This is a genomic window from Dulcicalothrix desertica PCC 7102, from assembly GCF_003991905.1.
Lineage (GTDB): Bacteria > Cyanobacteriota > Cyanobacteriia > Cyanobacteriales > Nostocaceae > Dulcicalothrix > Dulcicalothrix desertica.
Genome location: NZ_RSCL01000045.1, coordinates 32,023 through 50,379, shown reverse-complemented (window position 1 = coordinate 50,379; position 18,357 = coordinate 32,023). Strand labels below are relative to the sequence as shown.

The 18,357-nt window shown below is 37.5% G+C and carries 16 protein-coding genes and 1 pseudogene; 5 read left to right on the top strand and 12 right to left on the bottom strand.

The window, feature by feature from the left end; translation table 11 throughout:
* Nucleotides 1-679 precede the first annotated feature (679 nt).
* From DSM106972_RS47025 to DSM106972_RS47015, 3 genes are all read right to left on the bottom strand, one after another.
* Nucleotides 680-862: a CTB family bacteriocin gene (locus tag DSM106972_RS47025; RefSeq protein WP_127087160.1), complete on the bottom strand. Its 183-nt coding sequence runs from the start codon at nucleotides 860-862 to the stop codon at nucleotides 680-682.
* Nucleotides 863-1,240, bottom strand: coding sequence for a four helix bundle protein (locus tag DSM106972_RS47020; protein WP_127087159.1), 378 nt, complete (start codon nucleotides 1,238-1,240; stop codon nucleotides 863-865).
* Between the two features lie 419 nt (nucleotides 1,241-1,659).
* Nucleotides 1,660-2,172: a peptidoglycan-binding domain-containing protein gene (locus tag DSM106972_RS47015; protein ID WP_127087158.1), complete on the bottom strand. Its 513-nt coding sequence runs from the start codon at nucleotides 2,170-2,172 to the stop codon at nucleotides 1,660-1,662.
* A gap of 390 nt (nucleotides 2,173-2,562) precedes the next feature.
* Between DSM106972_RS47015 and DSM106972_RS47010 the strand changes: the two genes are divergently transcribed.
* A complete protein-coding gene (locus DSM106972_RS47010) occupies nucleotides 2,563-2,919 on the top strand; it encodes a hypothetical protein (protein WP_186538315.1) in 357 nt (118 codons plus the stop codon).
* A gap of 125 nt (nucleotides 2,920-3,044) precedes the next feature.
* On the opposite strand, the gene DSM106972_RS47005 is transcribed toward DSM106972_RS47010, so the two are convergent.
* On the bottom strand, nucleotides 3,045-3,392 hold the full coding sequence (locus DSM106972_RS47005) for a hypothetical protein (protein ID WP_127087157.1): 348 nt from the start codon (nucleotides 3,390-3,392) through the stop codon (nucleotides 3,045-3,047).
* Nucleotides 3,393-3,765: 373 nt separating this feature from the next.
* Complete coding sequence (locus DSM106972_RS47000; RefSeq protein WP_127087156.1) at nucleotides 3,766-5,715, bottom strand: flavin monoamine oxidase family protein; 1,950 nt, start codon at nucleotides 5,713-5,715, stop codon at nucleotides 3,766-3,768.
* 613 nt (nucleotides 5,716-6,328) lie between these two features.
* Here DSM106972_RS47000 and DSM106972_RS51910 point away from each other — a divergent pair.
* The 3 genes from DSM106972_RS51910 (at nucleotide 6,329) to DSM106972_RS46990 (ending at nucleotide 7,811) form a co-directional block, all read left to right on the top strand.
* Nucleotides 6,329-6,475: a hypothetical protein gene (locus DSM106972_RS51910; RefSeq protein WP_158633003.1), complete on the top strand. Its 147-nt coding sequence runs from the start codon at nucleotides 6,329-6,331 to the stop codon at nucleotides 6,473-6,475.
* Between the two features lie 597 nt (nucleotides 6,476-7,072).
* On the top strand, nucleotides 7,073-7,291 hold the full coding sequence (locus DSM106972_RS46995; protein WP_127087155.1) for a hypothetical protein: 219 nt from the start codon (nucleotides 7,073-7,075) through the stop codon (nucleotides 7,289-7,291).
* A 61-nt stretch (nucleotides 7,292-7,352) separates the two neighbouring features.
* Entirely contained in the window at nucleotides 7,353-7,811 is a 459-nt protein-coding gene (locus tag DSM106972_RS46990; protein WP_127087154.1) for a hypothetical protein, read from the top strand.
* Between the two features lie 250 nt (nucleotides 7,812-8,061).
* Here DSM106972_RS46990 and aqpZ read toward each other — a convergent pair.
* The 7 genes and pseudogenes from aqpZ to DSM106972_RS46955 all read right to left on the bottom strand — a co-directional run bounded on the left by aqpZ (nucleotide 8,062) and on the right by DSM106972_RS46955 (nucleotide 17,143).
* Nucleotides 8,062-8,846 (bottom strand): annotated as a pseudogene (aqpZ, locus tag DSM106972_RS46985) (aquaporin Z).
* A 491-nt stretch (nucleotides 8,847-9,337) separates the two neighbouring features.
* A complete protein-coding gene (locus DSM106972_RS46980; protein WP_127087153.1) occupies nucleotides 9,338-10,261 on the bottom strand; it encodes a HEAT repeat domain-containing protein in 924 nt (307 codons plus the stop codon).
* Nucleotides 10,262-10,740: 479 nt separating this feature from the next.
* Nucleotides 10,741-11,343, bottom strand: a complete 603-nt coding sequence (locus tag DSM106972_RS46975) for a UbiA family prenyltransferase (RefSeq protein ID WP_158633002.1) — start codon at nucleotides 11,341-11,343, stop codon at nucleotides 10,741-10,743.
* 419 nt (nucleotides 11,344-11,762) lie between these two features.
* Nucleotides 11,763-12,197 (bottom strand): hypothetical protein, encoded by a 435-nt coding sequence (locus tag DSM106972_RS46970; RefSeq protein ID WP_127087151.1) that lies wholly within the window; start codon nucleotides 12,195-12,197, stop codon nucleotides 11,763-11,765.
* Nucleotides 12,198-12,296: 99 nt separating this feature from the next.
* A complete protein-coding gene (locus DSM106972_RS46965; protein WP_127087150.1) occupies nucleotides 12,297-13,430 on the bottom strand; it encodes a ParB N-terminal domain-containing protein in 1,134 nt (377 codons plus the stop codon).
* Between the two features lie 127 nt (nucleotides 13,431-13,557).
* Nucleotides 13,558-16,545: a plasmid replication protein, CyRepA1 family gene (locus DSM106972_RS46960; RefSeq protein WP_127087149.1), complete on the bottom strand. Its 2,988-nt coding sequence runs from the start codon at nucleotides 16,543-16,545 to the stop codon at nucleotides 13,558-13,560.
* 259 nt (nucleotides 16,546-16,804) lie between these two features.
* A complete protein-coding gene (locus DSM106972_RS46955) occupies nucleotides 16,805-17,143 on the bottom strand; it encodes a helix-turn-helix domain-containing protein (protein WP_127087148.1) in 339 nt (112 codons plus the stop codon).
* A 549-nt stretch (nucleotides 17,144-17,692) separates the two neighbouring features.
* Between DSM106972_RS46955 and DSM106972_RS46950 the strand changes: the two genes are divergently transcribed.
* The gene (locus tag DSM106972_RS46950; protein WP_127087147.1) at nucleotides 17,693-18,148 is read left to right on the top strand and encodes a hypothetical protein; all 456 of its coding nucleotides are present in this window, start codon (nucleotides 17,693-17,695) and stop codon (nucleotides 18,146-18,148) included.
* The last annotated feature ends 209 nt before the right edge of the window (nucleotides 18,149-18,357 follow it).

Sequence of the window (18,357 nt, the reverse complement as noted above, 5' to 3'; positions counted from 1 at the left end):
TATGTTTATTTACTAATGCCAGTACGTATTTATGTAATATTTTATGCGACATTCTGAAGTGCGGAATATGGGATATAACGTAAAGTTGAAAATGGCACCGACACACTCGCAGCGATTCAGTCGGCTGGGGTTGCACGGGGCAAAGCAACATGGCAACCCCAGAACGTTTTTCTTGCAATTACAAACCTAAAACAATGTCGTACTCATGTACCTCATAGTGCTAAAAATGATAAGTAACAAATCAGTTACAGTGGAAGCAATACTGCTCGGTTAAAGAGATAGCATAGGCTGAAACCCTTATAATGTCGTTGTTTATGATGCCAAAAAAAGCTTAACCAAGCAGTATTGACAGTGGAAGGCGCCGTGACAATGATACACGAACTGGTGCCACTCAGCAGGGAAAACTCCGTTTACAATTTAAAATCTTTTATGCGCTTAATAACTATATAGCAATTTAGTCAATATATAAGTTTTGGCACCTGCTAAATGTAGTCTTCACCACAAGCTACATAATAACAGGCGCCTAACTTTAGTATTGAATTTTAGAACAGCACCTTTAGTTAATAAAGAACACACAACTTTCAATAAATTCAAGGCGCCTGATATTTATTTAATAGCAAGCAATAAGTTTTATGTACATCTATGTAATAGATATTAGATGGGCGCCTTAAATTCACTTTTATTTGGCAGCGATGGATTGACCAGCTTTGCTGAATATTTCTTGAAGGTTGGTAACAGAAGCAGTATAGCTACCACCGGGACCCGCGAAGGTTTGTTGACCTACAGCTAGGTTCTTTTGAGAGAAGCTGTTACCTGCATCTGATGTAAACCCACCGACATCCCAACAATTCGCAAGTCGCAATTAATTACTAATTTTAGAATTAATTTTCTCTTTGATTTTGCGGGTAGAAGTTACTAAGATTTTTCCTATCTCTTTATTCTCTTGAAGAAGAGGTTCAAACAGATTTTTATCTACTAATTCAGATTCTATCAAAATTTCTAACCAGTATTCTGTTTCTCTTTCTTCCTTCAGTGCAATTTCTAATTTATGGAGAAAATCTTTATCTGATTGTACGGATTGTGCTTCTCTTACATTAGCGCCAATACTAGTTCCGCTGCGTAACAACTGTTTTGATAATGTTTTACAGACCCCTGCTTTTTCATCTAGAAAGTCACAAGCTTTGATTATTCTAATAGCAAATAATTTTGTTTTTTCGGCAATAGTAATATTTCTTTGCATAATTAACAACCTAACTCGTAATATTATTATATCGCAAAAAAAAACTAATTTACTAATAAATTGTTTAATTATTTCTTAATTGCGAATTGCGAATTGCGAACTGCGAATTGCAGTGTTGTTTTGCTGCTATATGTACATAATAGGAATTTCGGTTGGTTGAATACATCGGAATAAAGTTTGGATTGTGATTGATTATTTCTCCAACTATTCATGGTCATACTTTTGTTGGAGAAGTGATTATAGAGTAAGCAGAATTCATAAGAACAGGCGCCGATATCTTCGAGTACTCAACAAAAAAAGGATGTATATTACTACACATCCCCTAATATAGGTGCAAATAATATGAAAATTATCAAAAATCTAAGTTTAAAAATTGGCGCCACTAATTATATGATTAGTAACACCGTATATATTAAAAATTAAACGTTTGTAAAGATACCATTTAGAACGATTTGCTCAGGTGACATATCATAAGATTTAACGTAAGACAATTCCATCCAAGTAACGGCGCCTACTACACCATCACCTGCTAGGTGACGGTCTTTTTGAAATTTGATAACAGCAGCTTTAGTATTGGAACCAAATATACCATCAATGTTGGTAAAGCTAGAATCACTATGAGCAATTTCAAGGTCTTCTTTGAGTAAATTCTGAAGATTTTTAACTTCTTGTCCAGTAGAACCTTGCTTCAACACTGGTCGCTTTAATACCCATACTTGACGCTCAATTGCAGCTTCAGTTTCATAACCAACAATACCATCAACTTTTACTGCACTTTGTTGTTGAAATTTAACTACAGCATCTTTCATTTTGGCGCCGAACACACTATCAATGGCGCCTGTATAATATTTGAGAACTGTTAAATCTTGTTGTAAGTCACGAACTGCGGCGCCTGTAGAACCAACTTGAAGAGTAGCAAATGTAGTAGGCATAATTGTAATTGTTTAATGTAGTTGCTTACACCGATGTCTACATGCAAAGTTTTTCCAGTTACGGAAACAATCGCTCATATTTTTCTACATTTTGTTCAATTTATATAAGTAGATATTAGTATGTGATTTGCAAACGTAAATACCATTGATCAAAATCACAAACCAACAATAGGCGCCAACTCTTATCAATACATTATGTACTCAAGCATCTGTATCACTCTATATATAAGACGATTCTAGAGAAGAATTTCTGAATTTTTTGAGTTACGGGGTTGGGAAGATAAAAAATGTAGGCGCCCGTTTCACCCTTATACTTACATATAGTTATGTGATGATATATATGCTATCAGGCGCCGCTCTACGTAAAACTGGTAATGGTTATGAGTTCTCGTGACTAATATGCACGCTTATGAGTTTGTATGGGAAAACTTAGAACAACTGTTTAATTTAAAACCTGTCGCGCGACAACATCCAGCTAAAGGGGAGTTCTGCGATATCCTAGCTGTATACAATAAACAATTGTCTATACTGGAACTGAAGAACACCGAAGATAGGTATGTGGTACAACAATTAACCCGCTACTATGATAATTTGTTCGACTTAAAACCATTTGCGGAACAGATAGATTACAGTTTACCCGTTAAATTAATAGCTTTGGCGCCTACCTTCCATCGTCATAATTACATTGACCGTAAGTACTCCAGGCTAGATATAGATTTTGTACAAATTACAGGTCGATGTATGTAACTGATTACAGGCGCCAACACTAACAAATATCTAGATACTTAAATACCTGAGTACTTGGAAACTATAGGCGCCGATAATAGAAGCTTCTGTTATTCAAGATAAGAGTTCAGGCACTAGCACATCCATTATTTTTGTTTATGCTTGAGTCTTGAAACTGCAGCAGCAATACCAATTGCGAATATGCCACCTACAAAACTTGGCTCAGGGATAGATACTCTATTGAGGTATATGATGCCAGCGTTAACAATGATGTTGCCACCATTAGAGTTTGAATTGGTAGAATTAACAGAAGTATTATTAGTACGAATGATTGGGTTGGTAGTTGAATCATTGGAGATAGTTCCATTTTGTCTAATGCTAGCGTTCCCAATCGTTATGCTTCCCGAACTTTGAGCCTTGGCGCCGCTTTCAAACGCTACCCACGCTCCACTAATTACAAGTAAAGCTGTTAACCAAATCTTAAAGTTAATCATACGTGATATTTAATTTGCGGTATCAAATAGTCGCACTAATCGTAGCATTACTTATATACTGCTGACTATTAATATATTGTTACGTTGTTGAGTGGCGCCACTCACGTAAGTACCGGAGTTACTATATCAAGGGTTTGAACAAATAAATCGAGTTGTATTAGGGTGCGTTGACGTGTTTATAAATGCCCTTGGATGCACCCTAATTAATTTGTGGCGCCTGGAAATTGTGAACATCAGTACTTGAAACTATTGGTACTGCCTCTTAGTTAGTTTGTTAGGGTGCGTTTATGTGCCTATAAATGCCCGAAATACCCTAATTAATTTATGGCGCCTGAGTACTGCGAACATAAGTACTTTTTAATTCGGAGCCGGTTCAATCAAGGTTTTTGTAAGAAGGCGCCCATTGTGGGTACTGTGGATAATTTGCATCGTAATCAAAACCGTTTAAAAATGTTCCATTAGTATTTTTCACAATATGGATTACTGCGTCTAACGCTTGTCTTAAGGCAGGTTCAGTCCATCCCCCCTCAACAGAGTAAGCTTCACCAGCAAAATAAATACCAGAAGCAGCACTATGTTGTTGGTTGTATGTTAACAAGGGATAATCTAAGTTCCAGCTTCTTTTTCGATAAAGCTTTGCACAACCATGATAAGTAGGTTGTCTTTCCCAATGAATAACTACTGGTTTACTTGTATCAACATAAGGGGAAATTGGCATTTGAATATTTTTAGAGTTCGTCAAAATATTGTCTAATTCTAATAAACATTTTTCGGCTAAAGTTGCATCATCCTGGTAGGCTTGTAATTTAACAGTGTCGTCTTCCCATGTATAACTGACTAGTAATACTCCTGGGTCATTATGGGATTTAGTGGTAACTGCTAGACCATATACATCTCGGATAAAAGTATCTGTACTAATGACTTGTGGAATTGGGTCATTGTTAGGATTTAAATTTGGCTGTTCCCAGTATCTTTGTTTCAAAGGATAAAATACTTTGCAGCTAGTAATCCAATGAGATTTCTTGATACTCAGTGATACGGATGGTGCCAGCATAGTAGAGTCAAAGTTTTTAAAAACACAACCCATTTCTAACGCCCACGTCGGCACGGTTACAATAACAGCGTTGTAGTGTGATGTGATATTATCTGAAACAATCTGAATACTATTTTTACCTAAATACTCAATTGTGTTAACTTTGTTTGATGTATAAAGATTGATGCCTGGATAAAGTTGTGTTGCTTGATAAAGAGAAATATTATCAACGAAGGGACTAGTAACTGGCTCATAAAAAAGGCTTTCAGGAAGTGATTGTACACCTAAATAATGTGGTGATTCTAACTGATTACCTAAATTATCCTTAGTTGGCTGATTCCATTGTTGCCCAGGTGCAAAGTTACCATCATGATCAAATTTGCCTTGAATCAATTGATGATTAGTGGCAAAGCCAAATAAAAGTGTTCTGATTGGATATAAGCAAGAGATATCGTAAAAGGCGCCCCAACCTCCATCTCCGGCGCCGATAACATCAAAATTCCACGCTTCTTGTTCGGTCATTCCTAGACCACCAAAGTATCCAGGTATTGAGGAGTCATATTCAGAGATTGCATCTTTATAAACTAAGTCTTGAAAGCTCATCGCTCCGTAATAATTAACAAGTCTATGCCAAAAGACTTCCCACAAATCCGTGTTGTAGAGTTTCTTCGCTTCTCTTATGAGCATATCAGCAAAGTGAGTCCACTTAGAATGGATTATCTGTAAAAGTGGGTTAGGGGGTTGTTCATTTTTTAACCAAATATCTAAGCGTGGTTCTAAATATTCGTTTTTTGAGTCAGGTCCATTACCATTATTAATATAAATTCCAGTGCTAGCAATTGCTTCAGAACCAGGATTAGGAAAAGGTTGTGTTGTAATTCCAAATAAAGTGCAATAGTAATCTAGAACACAATTACCACTACCTGGTTCTATAAAAAAAGGCATTCTCATGGCGCCCATTTCAAAGGTTGTGTATTGGTTTGGCGCCGGAATTGAGTAAAGTCTACCACCGATTCGATTGCTTGCTTCATAAATATCAATATTTGTATAGCCACTGCGGAAAAGCTCTCTAGCAGCAAGGAGTCCTGCTACGCCTGCACCAATAATAGCAATGCGAGCATTCGGATTATTGTTTTGAGCTATTGCATTACCTTGTGCAAACTCTAGTAGTTTATAGTAATTGAAATTAAAATCAGCAGTGTTAGGAAATGAGAATTGCCACGAACTACCGTTAAACTCACTAGCTTCAGATGCAGCCCCAATGGTATTAAAATTTTTGTAAATTGACATTTTCCACAACAATAATGATGTTTGCAAATTCTAAATTACGCAATGATTGAAAACTAGACATAATCTAGCTCAAACAATAAAGCGATATATGAGAAATCTTTTTTGATTTGTGTAATTATGCTTAACATCCTATCCCAGCAATTCTTAAATGGAAACTTTTGGTTACGTATATTCAAATAAATTTTGCATACACTTTATTTTCTCAGTATTTATACAGTTTTAGAGAAATATATCAATCAAGCAATATAATGTTTTTATATTGAGTACGTTAATTTTTTACATTTCATTTTAATCATGATTGGGCTTTTATTAGTAGTGCTATTGTTTTTTGGCTTATATAAATTTATTCCCAAAAGAGTATACTAACAACACCCCTAAGCTAGTTATGTTTTACAAGTAATCTATGATATATTAATTTGTTCTCTTTTTCTATTGTTTTATTAGTTCGAGTTTTTCGCTTTATAATACTGTACCCCCAAAATTAGCTTAATACAGTAAATTGAGTTAAATTCTATCTAATTTATTTGTATAGCAATATATTTATAGTTAGCCATTATTGATACATAAAAATGCTATTTTAATTCGTTGATAGATAGGCGCCTTCGATTATGGATTGACCAAGAAAGGTAAGCAAGATGAGCAGGGAGTAGTGGCGCCAGGAACTTACTATATTATTGTTCGCAGCAGACAACTTAACTCAAGTAAAGTTAGGTATAAAGTTACTGTAAAGCGTGATAAAATGATTACTGTGGAGCAGTAGTAAAAACAATCGCGAACAATGAGCTTTCAAAAATCAAAGAAGCACATTGTTCGCGTTTGATGTTTATATAGTTATTAATGCAGCTTGGTACTGGCGCCGCTTTGATATAGTCATTACAAAAAGTTGGGTAGAGCAGCGTGATTAGCTTTTAATCTTGGGAACAATAATAAATAAAGCTTTATTTATTAAGGGGGGCTAGGGGGTTTTAGGCAGGCGCCCTTTTGATTGCTTTCTATCTATAAGACGAAACTACAGAACTATTTCTGAATTTTTTGAGTTACCGAGTTGGTTCTATTAAAAATGCAGGTTGTTAACCTTTGATATGAATGGCGCCGTCATAAGTAATGGTACCAATCTTCAGATACTCAGATACTTAGACATCTGGATACTTGAAGTATTGGCGCCCTCACACAAGTTTCTTCATACCTACAAAACGAAACTACAGAACTATTTTTGAATTTTTTGAGTTATGCCAGTTTTTGTCAGCCAACAATCATGTGATTCATAAACACTGGCGCCGTTGATCCAAATCACCAACTAGCCACTACATATCAAGCTACTATGCTGCCATAAGTAAATATACGCATAAAATTTAATATGAAAAATATATTAATGTTAGGGCTGCTTGCTATAGTTGCTTGCTCTCAAACGAACCAAGATATAAGTCAAAATTCCACAGGTACAGAAACTACAACCGCAACTACGACTACATCTCAAGTCCAAGAAGCTGCGGTGCCAGTTCCACAAGTCACAACTCCAGCAGTGGCGCCTGTTCATAATTTTACTTTTGCGGAATTGCTAATTACTGACATGTAGTAAGTTTTAACCAATGTATCTATCAAATTAATAACACGGGTAATAATTCAAGTGAGGAGCTATGCGTAAAATTATTTGCAGTTTGATGAGTATTAGTTTAGTTGTAGGTATGCCATTAGTAGCGAATGCTAGCGCAGCTTACAATCAATTCAAAAAAACGCAATTCCAAGAGTTTAGTGGTGATAAAGCACCACAGAAATGCCCGCTAAAAAAACTTGAAGTAACCGAAGATAATAACAAAGTCAAATATGAACTTTGTGCTGTTTCAGGTAGACCAATATTTATACGAGCTAGTTCTGGTGATATTACTTATGCATTTTATCAGTTCAGAAAAGGTAAATTAGTGCAAATTTCATATGTTGACCATTTTGTTTCCACTGGTTTGCGTAACGAACAACCTGTAGTAAGGTGGAATGATATTGATAAAACTGTGAATTATAAACTAGGCATCAAAACAAAGACAGCGACTCAACAAGAGGTGAATAAAATCAAAAAAATCCTGATTTCATTCAAAAAATAATATATCCATATAAAGAGAAAAATTGATAGAAGGTCTCTTCTCGGTCGGTTAAATATGGGCACTCGTTCCATCATCATATATAAACAGGCGCCAAAACTCATGAACGCGCGCTTCTGAGGTAGAGGGCAGAGGGCTTTTATGTAAGTTCAGATGGGGTTTCGCATAAAGGCATACTACGTAAACAGTCCCCAACTGAACGCCCTTCACTCCAAATAAATCCTAGATATTCAAGTACTTGAGTATTTATAAGTTATCGCCGCGAATAATCATCAGCATTGGGTGACAATTTATGTCCTGCCTCACCCGCAACTTGGGCGCCTGATTCACCTAAAACTTTTGAATAAAATAGACCTGCCAAGCAAGCACCTAAAATCGGAGCTACCCAAAACAGCCATACTTGTTTAAATAGTTCTACACCAGCAAAAAGTGCAGGACCAGTACTACGCGCAGGATTAACCGATGTATTCGTTATAGGTATGCTGATCAAATGAATCAGTGTCAGTGCCAAACCAATAGCAATTGGTGCAAAGCCCTTTGGCGCCCGACCATCTGTTGCACCTAAAATCACAATCAAAAAATGAAGGTAAGTATAACTTCTGCAATGAAACTAGCAGCCAGTGAATAGCCCCCTGGAGAATGTACCCCAAAACCATTCGTCGCTAATGGATTAGAGCCAGAAAGCGTAAATCCTGGCTTGCCAGCGGCAATTAAATAAACTAAACCTGCGGCAACGATTGCTCCTAATACCTGAGCAATAATATATGGAAGCAATTCACCACCTGGAAAACGCTTTCCTGACCAAAGACCAAATGATACGGCTGGGTTAAAATGGGCACCAGAAATATGACCAACTGCATAGGCCATAATTAGCACTGTTAGACCGAAAGCCAGAGCCACACCTACAAAGCCAATTCCGAATTCATTGGCTTTCGCATCTGGAAATGCTGCTGCAAAAACTGCACTTCCGCATCCGCCGAAAACTAGCACAAATGTCCCAACAAATTCTGCAAGACATCGCGTCAAAAGTGATACCATATATATATCCTTACTTACTTAACTAACGGACTAATGTTTGTTTGCTGCAAATTGTAATAAAAGGTGGAGAGCAGGAGTGCTTTTCATAGTGTTTTATATGCGTATATTTACTTGTGGCAGCATAGTAGCTTGAATGTAGTAGCTAGTTGGTGATTTGAATCAACGGCGCCTGTACTCTTAAATCACATAAAGATGGGCGCCAGTGTTGAAAATAACTGTACCGTAATACCACATACGCATACGGTCGCATCTACGTAAGCAACGCTATGGTCGAGGTTTAGAGCATTGGAAATTTATTTGGATTAAAGAAACGACAATTCACTGTGAGCATTACCAACCAAACCAAAACTCCTATAGGATTTATGAGGTTGAACCAAAGGATTTAACTAATTAATATTCAATCCGGCGCCACTCAGCAGGGAAAACTCCGTTTACAATATAAAATGTTATCTGCGTTTAATAACTATATAGCAATTTAATTAATATATAAGTTAACTATAATCATTTTCAGATGCTATTAATTCTAAAATATCGCGAGGCGTTTGTGGATTTACGGTAAGAGCCATATTTATAAAGTAATCATTTTTAGCAGCCAAAGCTCTAAGAATATGTGACGGTGTTTTTTTATTAGAAGCAATTATTGATAAAACTGATTCACATTCATCTTTTGTTAACAGTTCTAAAGTCTTTATGTTAACGTTTGGGTTTCCTGCAATCACTTCTCTAAGATGTCTAGACTTGCTTTTAGCTAATGAGTTTAAAGTTTCTTCTGATGTATTTGTATTGCTAGCAACACTAATGCGAATTTTTGAGTTTTTATCTTGAGCTAATAATGATAAAATATTCTTGGGTGTGTTAATATTTCTAGCAGTTGCTTCGCGCACTTCATTATTTTCATCAAATGCTAATTTTTCTAAAATATGAGCAGGTGTATTTTCGTTCGCTGCAACATTAGCTCGCACACCAGGATTATCATCGTTTAAACATTGTTCTAATAAAAATGATGATTTTATTCCATAAGCAGCAGATTTACGAATTGATATATCATTATGATTTACCCCCCACTCTTCAAATAATAATGGAACATTATCCATCCCAAAAATTGTATAATTATCTAAACTGGTGTTATAAGCTTCCTCAAGAAAGTACGGATGTTCTAAAAGTATTAAACTCAAACTAATATTGTTTAACACCTGAATAGGGAATAAATTAAATAATTCTTTTAAGATATCTGGTGGCGTATTAGGGTTTTTAGCAATCTTACAGAGAATACTTTTTGACTTCTTATATTGCGGCGGCATTTCTTCCGAGCTTAAATTAGCATCGTAAAGCGAGTATATATATTCTGATTTTTGTTTTAACGCTAACTCTCGCAGAACTTCTTCTGGTGTGTTTTCGTCTAATACTACTTCCATATTGTTGTTCGTTTTATTGGAGCGGTTCCATCATATACACCAATTGACACTATTACTCATAGATACAAAAGTACCTAATTATAGGCGCCAGTCTTTATATATTGTGCAGCATTGTGGTTATATATATGTATCACGTTACGGCGCCTGAAGGTCAAGTTCCACTTGAACGAGAACGAGCAAGGATTACGAGTAATGGGGCATTCACCGTGGCTCCGTAACTGATGGTGGTAATGATTTTATAAGTTATTACCAGTTTTTATCGCCATAAAGGCAAACTACGCCCTTCAGGTTTTTTAGTAGGTGTATGAGCAGAACAATTATTGAGACAGTAACAAGTATTAACGATTACATTTTAATGCTCCACCTATTAAAAAAATTTAGGCGCCTTTAATTATAGGTAATAGGCGCCTGTCATTGTTAATTATATGTAATCATGTGCTTGTAACCATAAAGATCAAAATGGCACAATTGTTCAGCAACTAAATACACAGAGATGCTAACCCTGCAACAATTCCATGCGGAATTCGCTTTTCGATTGTCTTAATTTCTGAATTGTATGTAGTAACGATTATTACAACGTAAGTTGCGACAATAACAAAGGGAATACTACCAATCAAAACAGAAATGCTACCTCCCAAAATTGCCAAGATTAAAGAAATTATTTTAGCGTTCTTTGCTCCCACTAATACAGCTAAAGTCATCGTACCAACTAATTTATCACCTTCAATATCGTGAATATCATTAAGGTTACTTGAAGACGCTATAAAACAAAAGCAGGCGAGCGCAAGCAACACCGCTTTTTGAGTCCAAGCACCACCAACAGCTGCTAAAGGTATCCAAGCAACTAATACAGTCCATAAAGTACCAACGTAAAACGCTTTAACTCCAGGAAGTTGTTTTGGTGATTTTCCTTCTGGTAAAAACTTAAGTGTATAACCTAAAGCTGGAGCTATACCGAATAAAACAGGTGGCAAAGCTGCTGGAATCATTGTTATTATAAATAAACTAATGACTGTAGCCAGAATTATCGAAATTTTTAGCTGAGATAAGTGTTGAAATATCCAATTTGATCTATCTTTCATATTCACTTTATCATCAGTTTGAGAATAATTTATCACATAGTTGTAGTTATAAATTATATATGTCAGAGCAGAAACAAGAGCAAATACTAAATAATTTTGAGGTAGGTTGAGTGTTTTGTATACACTGAAAGTATATCCCATAGCAGCAATAGCACGCATAATATTTGCATAAATTAGCCAAGAACTAATTTCTAATGCAAATACTTTAATATCGAATTGCTTATCTGTGATTTGAGATTAATTGAAACTTTTCATAGTAATCTATTTTCTATTGGTTACATAGTCATAGATATCGCGGTTATAGACTTATGCAGTTTTGTGAAAGTCCCTGATAAACGGCGCCTGTAAGTTTACTATCAAGTTGCTCGGCGCCAATCAGAGGATTATGAGTACAAGTAGCACATACAGGTTATAAACGCTTATTCAAGTACTGTGAATCGAGAACGTTCAACTTGTGGGAGATACTCTTTATAAAAGAATTCTGTCGCATTTAAAAACGCAACATCTTCACAAGTTAAATCCGGCAGCTTGAGCAAACTTTCGAGTCCAATTTGAGCGCATTGAACACTAGAGTAATTTTCCAACAATGAAAAAACTCTTTTGCGAACTTGTGTATCTGGGTCAACAATTTTTTTCGCGTGTATATCCTTGGGATGTAAATTTACTACCTTGAGGCGCCTCGATGTTGTATTTCTAAATCCAAATACTACGTAATCATCTGTAATGTCTATTACACGACCGATTGAACCACAATCTGAAGGTATAGCGAATGCGCTAAAGCTGTAAACATCCCAAAGCTTGTATTTATCAAAAAGCTTGCGCTTACTATTAACCAAATCAATAACTTTTCCCACGATTAATACACTCCTAGTTTTTTGCTTGATTGTAATATTTATTGCACTTAACTGCTCGCCGCATTCATATGCCCTTGTCAGGCGCCACTCAATGACTTGTTAAGGCTCTATAGTAATGGTTGGTTTAACTTCTTGAAGACTCTTTTGATAATAAAATTCTATATTATGTAGAAAAGCTTCTTCCTCATAAGTCAAATCTGGAAGCTTAAGTAAACTAGATAACCCACTTGCAATAGGTTCAATGAAGTGATGCTTTTCCATCAACGAAAAAATTCTCTGGTGCCTTTGTGTTTCCGAGTCAGCAACCAGTTCCGCGCGTATATCTCGTGGTCGTAGATGGACAACTTTGAGGCGCCAGTTAGTCATGTTTCTAAAACCAAATACTACGAACTCGTTGGTTATGTCGATTACGCGACCACACAGGCTGCAATCTTTTACGCGCGTTTCTTCTGTAAACATGTACACATTCCATACTTTGTATTTACGGAAAGGGTTACGTTCTCCACTATTTGCCCAGGCAATAGCTTCTCCTACAGTACCCACATTTCCTGATTCTAGGATGAAGACAGCTTCTGAGTAGTTAGGATTGCGAATAAATTTGTACGCTGCGTCAATACTGCGGTTAAGTTCCTTCTCTAGTGCGGCGCCTGCTACTAATTTATTTTCCTTCTGTAATGCCAAAATCTCCTTGTAGACTTGCTTTGAGTTGGAATATGGTCCGGCGCCCATCTTGACTTTCTTTGCTACGGTGTTCCGAACATTGATTGATTTGATATCTAAATCTATCGATTCTCCTTCGGTCGAATTCGACAAAAGGAGGAATTGTCTCATATACTCGGCGCCTGCAGCCTGATTCTTAGAAGCCAACGGTCTTAAGTGCGATTCCCAATGTTGCGCCTCGACCATTTTCTGGTAGTTGGTCTTACCGTCACGGTTAAGGTTGAGCGACAGCACCCAAGCTTCTTCTTCAGCATCGGATGCACAATCAACGTACCGAACTGGTACGCTGTCCCAGCCTAACTTTATTGCAATCGCGCGTCGGCACTTACCAGAAAGTAACACATTGCTTCGTGATGAAACAACTAAGGGAGTCAAAATAACACCTCGATTTGCTATGTCTTGCTCCAAATCAAGTCTGCTTTCGTTCTCTCCATAGATTTGGATGAGTTTAGGATGCACAACCAAACTTTCTGGATGAGTATAAAAAATGTTGGTTTCGGAGGTAGTGTTCATATTCGCACCTTGAATGTAAATGTATTGGAATGTGAGTAAAACTTGAAATTTTGAGGCGCCGTGAGTCAGCCTAAGTACGGTTATTTAACTGTGTGATTAACAGCATGTGTATGTCCGTTCAGATGGACTAATGAGCGTTGTCATTCGCCTCATCCTTGGCTAGCCACTTGGAGAATATTTCTAGGCGCCCATCGTTAGGGTTTTTGATGGTATAGAATCGCTGCCTATCTCCGGCGCCGTCACGTCCACCAGCTTTGAGTTTTAGCCCAAGTTTTTTGATGATTTGTCTTAGAACTTGTATGGGTGTGGCGTTTTTAGAGATTGTTATCCCTAATAAGTCTTTAATCTCACTGCGATACTGTAATGCTTTAGACAATAAAACTTGCATATCTTCATCATTTCCACGGAATACTCTGTCAGTTTGAGAAAGTATTGCCCCAATACCTAATAGTTCCAGTGTTGCAACACTCGCAATCCAGGTGCTACGGTTGAAATCGGGTATGAATACTCGGTTTGAGCTTTCAGCGAGGATTTTCTCAACAACTTTTCTATCACGCTCAAGTAGGAACGGGCGCCCGACAGTTAGATAGTAATGCAGTCTTATTGCAGGGTAAAAGCCCTCATCATCAGCAGCTACCAAATCAGCGTCAACGTCCACTGAATAACGCAGCGACAATTCATATTTCTTCTCTATGTAACGTTCTTGTTGAGTCTTAGCCTTCTTTGTAAGTAGCGCTTCATACTCAGAAATGGTCATTTCACCGATATCTTGTTCTGATACTTGGTTACAGTAATCAATGTAGTTGTTCTCCTTCATTGCTTTGAGTTCACCAGCGATTTGCTTTTCTGTAGACTCCGAAGGGAGATTTTCTTCTGGCGCCTCAATTACTGTATGCCCTTCTAACTCCAGGGCTGCAAGAATTGAAGTGTTGTAATCTTTCATACCAGCGTTGACACGGGCGCCCATGTTTCCCCAAATTGTAAGAGCAGTACCGTTGATGGTATAGTTATTTCCATCAAAACCAATCAGGCTGAGAGAAAATTTGAAAACCTTGTTCTGTCCAGAAATAAGGGATTTATAACTGGTGGATTGATTACCAGCAAAACTTAGACCACGTGACGCAGCGTAGACATGCAGTGGTACAAGTTCACGCAATCTTGCAACCGCTTGGCAAGCAGAATTTACAGGGCTAACTCCTTGGAAAAATGCCCAAACAGAAGCAAAATGTCCTTGAATATCAATGCTTACGCCTGTTTCAATTGTGGGCGAGCATATCACAATGTCGTATTGTGTAAGGATTTGGTTGAGTTTTGATATACATCCTAATGCCGGATGACCTGGTTCGCGTACAGAGTCCGAATCAATACGCAATATTTTTAAATTGGGGAATAACTGGCGCCAGCGCGCTTCTAAATTAATCGTTCCAAACTTAGATTTTGCTTTCTGGGACTGTGTAATAACGAATACTTTTTTACCAGCATGGATTTCGTCCTCCAAAACAGCCAACATTTGAGTTGCTTTCTCATACGAGATTACCAGGCGCCCATTAATTGGTCTCCACGCATTAAGGACTATCCAAGGTTTTATATCAACCTCAGCAAGACCCAATACAAAATCAATGGACAAGTTGCTTAGGTCAGCGTCTAGTAAAATCACGCCTCCATCATTTGAAGTGAGCGCGTTTCTAAACAGGGCGCCTAATTGGTCAATTACTTCTGTTCTGTGTTTTTTAATTTCTGTGGACGCGGTAAGGGCGTGCCAAAACACTTGTTCGCACTCGTCCACTATCACAAGAGCATCCTTCCAATTTTGGGCGTTGAACTGTGCCTGACTTTCAGGGTGTAAGGAATCAACACACAACCCAAAACCAAAATAAGTTCTATTGCCGTCGTTGATTTCTGCAACGTAATCCAGCCCAATACGCCCGCATATTGATTGACCCAACTGGATTCTATGGGTAATTAGTATGGTAGGAAGTCCCAAGCTGATTCGTAGAGCGACAATACTAATCAACAATTCTGTTTTACCTGTGCCTTTTGGAGATTTGATAGCGACTAACTTTTCTCCATTTGGAAGCCGCATGGCGCCCAAAAATTCTTGATTAATTGTTACAGAAACGCCTGTAAGCCTCGATAAACCCCATGCTATCCACTGGTCATAAGTTAAAGCAGCATGAATTTTGTCATAGGCGCCTACTCCATGAGCCACTATAAAATCGTCCACTCCTTTCTCTTTACCAGGAAGGCAAGTAATCCGAGTATCGCAGCCCTTCTCTAAAAGTAGGAAGTACAACCCGTTAATGGCCGCATCCATACTTCTGATTTGAACAGGACGATCTTCGTAGTCAAAACAAATATTTATTTCCCGCCCAGGTGTGGAAAAGTGTTGTAATTCGGGAATAAGCGCGCGTTCACTAATTTCCCCGTTCTCTAAAATTCTCGACTTTCTGTAACCTGCGAATATTCCAGGTAACGCGATTGCAACATATCCCGCTGTTAATAAGGCGCCTGCTTTTTTCGCCCCTTCCACTATTGATACAGGGATATTGTTTACTTGTACCCACTCCCAAAAACTGATGGAAGGAATATACTCGTCCACTGAATCTGAATAACTATATACATCCCTCTTAATGGACGGGGGCAGTGGAACATCATAACGCTTACTGATTTTCTCCCAAATATGTAAGGGGACGTTGAGGAAAATCGCGCGCATAAGAACACCAAACGGATGTTCATATTTAATCTTTTTATTCTCAACGGCTTTAAATCCGTTGTGCTTGTTACGTGGAGTATCTGGTTTGAAGCTTCCCCATTGATTTATGACGTAACCATTCAACGGGTCGGCGCCGTCAACCCACCAGCCACCATTTTCTAGATGACCATAACGCGCGCGGATACTTCGCCATTGAGCATCTGGGTGGACGCGCTTTGTAACGGAAGAGGGGTCGGGGATCAAATATTGGTAAACCTCATCCCCTACAAGGGATTTGACGTTCAGCTTGATTATTTCTGGGTCAACGCCACTTTCTGTCCACTCTTTGAAGTGAGCTTTGGTAATGTAAGGATTGACTGAAAAAGCCTGATTAACTGGGTTTTCAAGGGAGACGGCTAGCATTATATGGCGCCTCCTTCATTTTTTAAGCTAACAGCAACAGGTGTACGTATTGTACTTTCAGGGTGTACTACGCTAGAATTCATATTAATCCTTTATATGAGTTGAGGTGGTTTATGCCCCTTAACGCAACTGGTAGTTTTGTGCTTTGTTGTAGCAAAGCTGCTACCCGGAAACCCTGGTTGTTGTAGCAACTGGGGTTTCTGTTTTAAGTACTCGTATGAGTGCTTCGTTCTATATTACTAATATAAGTAGTAATAAATCAAGTAATATTTTGGAATTTGGGGGGTATTTTAACCGATGGGCATTCAAGAAAATCCTCAACACTCGTACTTAAGGCGCCGCATATCCCTTCCAGTTTTTCCATCGAGACGCTTGGAGGTGTAGTTTTTTCAATGGAACTAGGGTATTCACCACGTTCAAGATGTTGTATTAACTGGTAAGCACAACCCGCACGGGCAGCTAGAGATTGCATGGATTCCTTACCACGCATAGCTCTTAGCTTGGCGCCGAGTTGTTTATTCCATCGAATAGAACTAATTAATTGTTTGTTAATAATTATTAATTCTTCGCTTGACTCACTAATACCGTTAACAATCATGATAAACTAGAAATCACTAATATTATTAGTAGTGCTAATAAAAATACACATCTCAAGTATGACTGGCAAGGCACCAATTGGCTTCTGTATGAGCATATTAAAAGAGCGCCGGGACTGAGACTACTGAAATGTAAGCAGTTATTCTACGCTTTCCGGGTGTAGCTCCATTGAAGCAAGCAAGGTATGCCAAAATACTTGCTTGCGTTTGTCCACCTTGTTCTATGTGTAAAGGCTATAGCTATAAATGAAGTGAAGCACTTTGTCTATAGCCTTTAGTTTATTTGTATACTCTTAGCTAGCAGCAGCAAACTATAAATAGGGTTGCTGCTTTTTACGCTCTTACACAAGCGCCGTTAAAGTTAGAACTTTGAAAAAAATTCTCTTCTTCTTGAATAAAGCAATTTACTCAGTATTCAAAGCGTCGAAAGTAAGGTTCTATATGGATACTCCCCAAAATATTGAATATGCCGCCGAAGTATATTAATATAAACGTACTTTTTGAATTACTGTATTAAAATAAAGTAGTCAATAATTGGAGGAATCATTCATATGCCTAAGAAGATACTTCAAGAAATTAAATCTTTGAAAGTTAATAAACCTGAAGCCAAGGTAAAATGTATTTTAACTTTGGATGATATAGACCAATCATATGATTGTGATGAAGAGGAGTCATATGTTTATAGATTATACTGTGGCGCCCATGAGTTCGTGGACGGGGATGTAGAAGAAATCAAAGACCCTGCGGTAGGAAACTATTATTACTCTAAACATGTAGATGCGCCTTATCAAATTATAGATGTAAAAAGCTTAGACGATTTTTTGACAAGAGAGATGAGCCAAGCTACCAACGAAGAAGAAAAGCTAGACATCAACAATTATGTAAATCAACTGCGTGAGTCAGGCGTAAAATGTTGGGTATCGTTAAAGTTGATGCCTATGGATGAATTAGAGGAAGAAGAAGATTATAAATCTATTTTAGATTACAAGTTAAGAAATCGTAAATAATTAGAAATTGCAGCACTTAAATATCCTACTTTATTATATATATGTAAGATAGGATATTTAAAAAAAACTAGAGCGGCAAAACTAACTTGAGAGGTGAAATTAAAAGCTTAATTACGTAGGCGCCATAGAAAATATCAAACGAGTTTACTATGCTTCCAGGCGATATCTAGCAAGTTTTACCGCTCTAGAAAAAAACAATATAAATGAAA